Genomic DNA, 6,759 nt, shown 5'->3' on the forward strand with positions numbered 1-6,759 from the left:
GCGCCCCGCCGCCGCCGGGCCCGACTCGCTGGCCCAGTTCGCCGACCCGTGGTGCGCGGCCGGCTCCACCGCCGCGCTGAGCCGGCGCCTGATCGGGCGCACCCTGGCCCTGGGCGTCGGCGCGACCCGGCGCCACCCGGTGGGCGACCTGGTGGCCCGGCTCGCCAGCAGCGCGCCCGAGGCGGCACTGGCCCCCTCCGCCGTCGTCCACGCCTGCGCCGACCTGCTCTGCTCGGGCGGCGCGCTGGTCGCGCTCGCCCTGATCGACCCGCGACTGGCCGCCCTGCTGCTGCTCGGCGCACCGCTGGGCCTGCTCGCCGTGCGACTCTTCGTACGGCGGGTCGCCGCCGGCGCCGCGGCCTACCAGCGGGCCCAGGCCGCGCTGGCCGGGCGCCTGTTGGACGCGCTCGGCGGGCTGCGGACCATCCGGGCCGGCCAGACCCGGTCGGCCGAGGTCGCCCGGGTACTCGGTCCACTGCCCGAACTGCACCGGGCTGGGCGCGAGTTGTGGCAGAGCCAGCGCCAGGTGCAGTGGCACACCGCACTGTTGGCGCCGCTGTTGCAGATCACCGTGCTCACGGTGGCCGGCTTCGGCGTCGCGGCCGGCCGCACCACCCCCGGTGACCTGCTCGCCACGCTCTCCTACAGCACCCTCGCCCTGGGCCTGCTCGGCAGCGCCCAGAGCCTGCTGGCGGTGGCCCGGGCCAGGGTCGGGGCCGGGCGGATCGCCGAGGTGCTGGAGCTGCCCGCGCCGCGCCCGGGCCAGCGCCCGCTGCCGCCCGGTCCCGGCGAGCTGCGGCTGGAGGAGGTGACCGTCCGGCGCGGCGGGGTGGTGGTGCTCGACCGGCTCAGCCTGCGGGTCCCCGCCGGCAGCACGCTCGCGCTGGTCGGCCGCTCCGGCTGCGGGAAGTCCACCCTGGCCGCACTGGCCGGCCGGCTGGAGGACCCGGACGAGGGCCGGATCCTGCTCGACGGCGTCCCCCTCACCGAGCTGCGGCCCACCGACCTGCGGCATGCGGTCGCCTTCGCCTTCGCCCGCCCGGCGCTGCTGGGCGAGACCGTCGAGGACGCGCTCGGCTACCGCGACCCACCGGCCGCCGCGCCGGGCCTGCTGCGGGCGGCGGCCCGGGCCGCTGAGGCGGACGGCTTCGTCCGGCTGCTGCCCGAGGGCTACCGCACCCGCCTCGCGGACGCGCCGATGTCCGGCGGGGAGGCGCAGCGGCTGGGCATCGCCCGGGCGCTGGCGCACGGCGGGCGGCTGCTCGTCCTCGACGACGCCACCTCCAGCCTGGACACCGCCACCGAGGCCCGGGTGGCCACCGCGCTGACCCGCGCCGCGGCGGGCCGCACCCGGCTGCTGGTCGCCCACCGGCCGGCCACCGCGGCCGCCGCCGACCTGGTCGCCTGGTTGGAGCACGGCACCCTGCGCGCCCTGGCGCCGCACCGCGAGCTGTGGCGGCAGAGCGACTACCGCGCGCTCTTCCGCGCCCGGCCGGCAGCGGACCCACCCCCGCCGCCGGCCCACCCCTCGCCGATCCTCCCGGCCGCCGTCCCGCCGGACACCCCGGCCGCCGTCCCGCCGGGCACCCCGACCGCCGTCACCGGGAGCGCGACGTGACGCCCGCCGGCCGGCGGCTGCTGGTCGGCGAGCTGCGCGGCCGGCGCCGACCGCTGGCCGTGATGGCCGCCTGGACGCTGGCCGAGGCGCTGCAGGCCGCGCTCTCGGTCCGGCTGATCGCCGGCGCGCTGGACGGCGGCTTCCTGGTGCACCGACCGCTGACCGGACTCGGCTGGCTGCTCGCCTTCGGGCTGGTCACGGTGGTCGGCGCGTTCGGCGCCCGGCAGGTGTACCCGCCGCTGGCCGACATCGTGGAACCGCTGCGCGACAGCCTCACCCATCGGGTGGTCGACGCGGCGCTGCGCCGGCCCGCCGGTCGCGCCGCGCGCCCCGACACCGCGGCCGTCGCCCGCCTCGCCCGGCAGATCGAGACGGTCCGCGAGTGCCTGGCCGGACAGTTGCTGATCATCCGGCACTTCGCGGTCACCCTGGTCTTCGTGCTGATCGGCACCGCCTCGCTCAGCCCCGCCCTGCTGCCGCTGGTGGCCGGACCGCCGGTCCTGGCGCTCACCGCGTTCGTGCTGCTGCTGCCCCGGCTGGCGGCACGGCAGCACGAGCTGCTGCACGCGGAGGAGGAGCTCGCCGCCCGCGCCGCCGACACCTTCGGCGCGCTGCGCGACGTGGTGGCCTGCGGGGCGGTCGGCCGGGCCGGCACCGACCTGGACGCCACCGTCACCCGCCAGCTCCGGGCCCGCCACCGGATCGCCGCGCTGGCCGCCGGGCGCCGCCTGACCGTCGCGGTCGGCGCCCACCTGCCGGCCGCACTCGTCCTGCTCGCCGCGCCGAGCCTGCTGCGCGACCACCGGCTGACGGCCGGACAGGTGGTGGGCGCGCTCGGGTACCTGACGGTGAGCCTGGAGCCGGCGCTGCGCACCCTGGTGCAGGGGCTCAGCGCCTCCGGCCTGCGGCTGAGCGTGGCCGCCGGGCCGCCGACGCGGGCCGGGGGGCAGGCGGGGGGGCCGGGCCGGGTGGGGGTGGGGGTGCGCACCCTGGTGCAGGGGCTCGGCCCCCCCGGCCTGCGGCTGAGCGTGGCCGCCGAACGGCTGGCGGCCGCCACCGCCCACCAGCCCGGACCGCCACCCGCACCCGGCCCGGGCACCCCGCCTGCGCCCCGGCCCGCGTCGGCGGCCCGGCGGCCGCGGCCGCCCGCCCTGGAGCTGACCGACCTCGCGTTCGCCCACCAGGCCCGCGCCGAGCCGGTCCTCGGCGGCCTCACCCTCACCCTGGCGGAGGGCGAGCACCTGGCCGTGGTGGGTCCCAGCGGCATCGGCAAGTCCACCCTGGCCGACCTGCTGGCCGGCCTCGCCGAGCCCACCCGCGGCACGGTCCGGCTGCGCGGCAGACCGCTGGCGAGGATCGCGCCGGGCGAACTGCCCTCCCTGCGCGTGTTGATCCCCCAGGAGGCGTACGTCTTCACCGGCACCCTGCGCGAGAACCTCACCCAGCTGCGCCCCGCCGCCCGTACGGCGCAGCTGGAGAGCGCCGCCGAGCAGCTCGGGCTGACGGAGCTGCTGCGCCGCACCGGCGGCCTCGACGCCCCGCTCGACCCGCACCTGCTCTCCGCCGGTGAGCGCCAACTCGTGGCCGCCACCAGGGCCTTCCTCTCCCCGGCCGCACTCGCCCTGCTGGACGAGGCGACCAGCCACCTCGACCCGGCCGCGGAGGCGGTGGTCGAGGAGGCCTTCCGCGCCCGGCCCGGCACCCTGCTGGTCATCGCCCACCGGATCAGCTCGGCCGAACGCGCCGATCGCGTCCTGCTGCTGGACACCGGCGGCCCGGTCATCGGCACCCCCCGCGAGCTGGCCGCCCACTCCAGCGGCTACCGCGACCTGCTCGGCCACTGGACCGCCGGCCTGGCCGCCGGCGAGCGCTGAGCGCGCCGGGCGGCAGGGCCTGTTCACTAGGCTCACCCCATGGCCACGTCCCCCTCGCACCACCTCACCCTCGACGCCGCGCGCGAGCTGCAGAGCCTGCTCTCCTACCAGGTCACCCCGGGCCTGAGCGAGCAGGAGCTCGACCGGGCCGAGCAGCGCTACGGCTTCCGCTTCGCCGCCGACCACCGCACCTTCCTGCGGGCCGGGCTGCCGCTCGGCGGCCGGTTCCCCGACTGGCGCGACGGCGAACCCGAGGTGCTGCGCGACATGTTGGGGTGGCCGGTGGAGGGCGTGCTCTTCGACGTCGAGCACAACACCTTCTGGTACCCGCAGTGGGGTGAGCGCCCCGAGGCCGTCCCGGACGCGCTGGCCGCCGCGCGCGCCCACCTCGCCCTGGTCCCGCAGCTCGTGCCGGTCTACGGCCACCGCTACCTGCCCGGCATCCCCGGCCAGAGCGGCCACCCGGTGCTGTCGGTGTACCAGACCGACATCATCAGCTACGGCGCCGACCTGACCGACTACATCCACCACGAGTTCACCGGCCGCCAGGGCGACCTGAACCCGACCCACTCCACCGTCGCCTTCTGGTCCGACCTGGTGGAGTAGGGGACACGGAGAAGGGCGCCACCGGGATCATCGCTGATCCCGGTGGCGCCCTCGTGGGCGGTGGTCAGTCCACCAGGTGGTCGTAGCCCTCGACCAGGAGTTCCCCGTACTCGAACTGCGCACCGAGCGCCACGTACCGCTCGTACTGACCCCGCGTGATCTGCGGCCCGAACAGCGTGAGCGCGCGCAGCAGGAAGCGGAAGGCCAGGTCGGGACAGGCGTGGCCGGCGACGTGGCTGAGCGCGGGCACGACACCGGGGACGTAGGTCCACTTGTCACGCAGCGCCGATTCCAGCAGTGCGGCAGAGACCACCGTGATCTCGTCCAGCACCGACCCGGTCAAGCGGCCGTAGGGGCTGGGCAGAGCACTCCGCGGAGAGCTCCACCCCTCCTTCTCCAGCCTGCCCCGGCACAGCCCGATGATCTGCTGGAGCCACGCGGCCGGTTCCCGCCCGTGGGCCCGCAGGTCGTGGCTGCGCTCGGTGCCGACCAGCCAGAGCGTCTCGAACACCCAGGCCGGAACGGCGGGATCCGCCACCCGGAGCGCGTCTACCAGCGCCGCCTCGACGAGGTCCGTCGGCATCCGGTCGACGTACGACGTCAGCACCTCGATGTCGCTGCCCTCGTAGCGCCAGTTCAGGTGGAAGGCCCGGACCAGATGCGTCAGACCGAATTCCAGTCCGCCGTGGCGTTCACTCATGCACCGCTCCTGGCCAGCGGGAAGATGGAGGCCACCACCCACTTCTTCTTGTTGTGCAGGTCGGCCTTCAGCAGGCGGATCCTGACCTTGGTGCCGGCGTCCGACACCGCGACGTTGGCGACGTTCGGCCCGTTCGCCTTGTAGACCTTACCCAACGAGGTGATCGCCTGGCCGTTCTCGTCGACGATGTTGACGTCGATGTCGAACTCGAGGAAGTCACCACCGGCCCCGCCCAGCCACCGGGCGATCCGCCGCTCGATGCCCTTGTCACTGATGGCCGCCTTCAGCGCGTCCTGGGCGACGGAGAGCTTGGAGAACACGCCGTTGATGCCCTTGTCCGCGGCCATCGCCCGCGCTTCGGCATCGGTAGCCCCCACCGTGGCGCCGCCCGCACCCCACGGGCCCTGGGCGACGTGGTCCGAGATCGTGTGCGCGCGGGGGTCGTTGGCCTCGTCCCACACCAGGCTCAGGCAGTTGTGGACCAGCAGGTCCGCACCGGAGACCTGCTGCCCCTGCACGTAGAACGTGTGCGGGCCGTCGACCGTCAGGTCGTAGACCTTCTGGGGGGCCGCACCGGCGCGGTCCTGCAGGGCGTGCACCTGGTGTCCGGTGCCGTCCTGGCCGAGCAGCACGTCACCGACGTGCAGCGCGGACACCTCGCGCCAACCGGTTCCCGCGACGTACACGCGGTGTCCGGCGGTACTGGTGACCCGGCCGACCTGGTCGATGTCGAGGTCGACCAGGCGGGTGGTGTCGTGCTCGTAGGTGCTGACCACGCTCTGGGCGCTGGTGGCACCGGTGGCGGGATCCGTGGCCTGCACCCGGTCTCCGATCCGCACGTTCTGGATCGGCCGCAGGGTGCCGTCAGCCATCCGGACGGTGGTACCGGCCGGGAAGCTGTTGTCCTCACAGGTCGTCCGGACGTCCGTGGCGACCTCGGCCTCGTTCTGCAGCTCCTGGTACAGCGTCCGGTCGACCGTGCCGTCCCGGGCCAGGTCCGCCAGCGCCGCATCCGTGCCGACGCCGTCCGTCAGGGTGGCCCGGAACCGGGCGACGGAGTCGACCAGGCCCTGCACCCGAGCGGCCGTCGCCGCGCTGATGACGTCGCTGGTGGTCCGCACCAGCGTCATGGCGTCGTCGATGGCGACGCCGGTCTCGATCGCGATCTTGGCCGCGACGATGACCTTGGCGCCCTTGAGCAGGGTGCCGGCGGGCAGTACCGTCGCCGCCGCCCAGGCGCAGGAGGCGTTCAGGCCCGGGTGGTTCCAGCACTTGACGATGTCGCCGGTGAGCATCTGCCACAGGATCTTGCCGCTGTCGCCCGTGGAGCAGCCGCCGTCCGGGGTGCAGTAGACCTTGTAGTGCGCGGCGTAGTCGTCGTAGGTCAGCTCGATGGTGTCGTCGAACGGCTTGATGGCGTCGAGCTTGACGGACGTCAGCGGCGTCACGTCCGCGTTGGTGTACTGGCCCTGGCAGTCGGCGATGCTGACGTTCGCCGTCGGGCAGGTCTTGAGCTCGTAGTCCATGGTGCCGTGCGGCTGGACCTTGACCGGCACGTCGCAGACCTCGACCCCGGCAGCGTTCTTGTGCCAGGTCTTGGCGTCGCTGAACAGCCAGTTGGCCAGGGTGCCGGGGTCGTCGGCGACGCACTTGGACATGTCCTCGCTGACCACCTCCTGCTTGACGTCGCCCTCCGGGCGGCTGAAGACCGCCGAGACCCGGCCGTCGTCGTCGACCACGACGGTGTCGGCCAGGTAGGTGGACTCCAGTGCGGTGGCCTGACGCTGCTTCCAGATCTCGCCCTGGGCGGACGTGGCCGCCGCCTGCGCCTCCGCCGCGCTCTTGCCGGCGGCGAGGGCCGAGGCCTTCACCAGGTCGGCCGCCGCCTGCGCGTCGGCCGCGTACTGGGCGGCCTGCGCCGCCGAGGCGGTGGCCGCGGTCGCCGAGGCCGACGCGCTGCG

At 75.2% G+C, this 6,759-nt stretch carries 5 protein-coding genes; 3 read left to right on the forward strand and 2 right to left on the reverse strand.

From position 1 onward, the window contains the following. From ABD323_RS38605 to ABD323_RS38615, 3 genes are all read left to right on the forward strand, one after another. The coding region (locus ABD323_RS38605; RefSeq protein ID WP_344446781.1) for an ATP-binding cassette domain-containing protein at positions 1-1,618 on the forward strand (1,618 nt) is incomplete at its 5' end. Further along, complete coding sequence (locus ABD323_RS38610; protein WP_344446782.1) at positions 1,615-3,492, forward strand: ATP-binding cassette domain-containing protein; 1,878 nt, start codon at positions 1,615-1,617, stop codon at positions 3,490-3,492. The genes ABD323_RS38605 and ABD323_RS38610, both read left to right, overlap by 4 nt. Positions 3,493-3,531: 39 nt before the next feature. Continuing rightward, on the forward strand, positions 3,532-4,098 hold the full coding sequence (locus ABD323_RS38615) for a hypothetical protein (protein WP_344446783.1): 567 nt from the start codon (positions 3,532-3,534) through the stop codon (positions 4,096-4,098). 64 nt (positions 4,099-4,162) lie between these two features. Here ABD323_RS38615 and ABD323_RS38620 read toward each other — a convergent pair whose 3' ends face one another. Both ABD323_RS38620 and ABD323_RS38625 read right to left on the reverse strand, forming a co-directional pair. Continuing rightward, positions 4,163-4,798 carry a hypothetical protein gene (locus tag ABD323_RS38620; protein ID WP_344446784.1) on the reverse strand — a complete coding sequence of 212 codons (636 nt, stop codon included), beginning with the start codon at positions 4,796-4,798 and terminating at the stop codon, positions 4,163-4,165. Beyond that, a partial coding sequence (locus ABD323_RS38625) for a polymorphic toxin-type HINT domain-containing protein (protein WP_344446785.1) occupies positions 4,795-6,759 on the reverse strand: 1,965 nt, incomplete at its 5' end. The genes ABD323_RS38620 and ABD323_RS38625, both read right to left, overlap by 4 nt.

Source organism: Kitasatospora nipponensis (assembly GCF_039528135.1).
Classification (GTDB): domain Bacteria; phylum Actinomycetota; class Actinomycetes; order Streptomycetales; family Streptomycetaceae; genus Kitasatospora; species Kitasatospora nipponensis.

Bases quoted from the DNA above. Each gene is read 5' to 3' on its own strand.
- ABD323_RS38620 (WP_344446784.1), bottom strand. From the start codon at position 4,798: ATGAGTGAACGCCACGGCGGACTGGAATTCGGTCTGACGCATCTGGTC.
- ABD323_RS38615 (WP_344446783.1), top strand. From the start codon at position 3,532: ATGGCCACGTCCCCCTCGCACCACCTCACCCTCGACGCCGCGCGCGAG.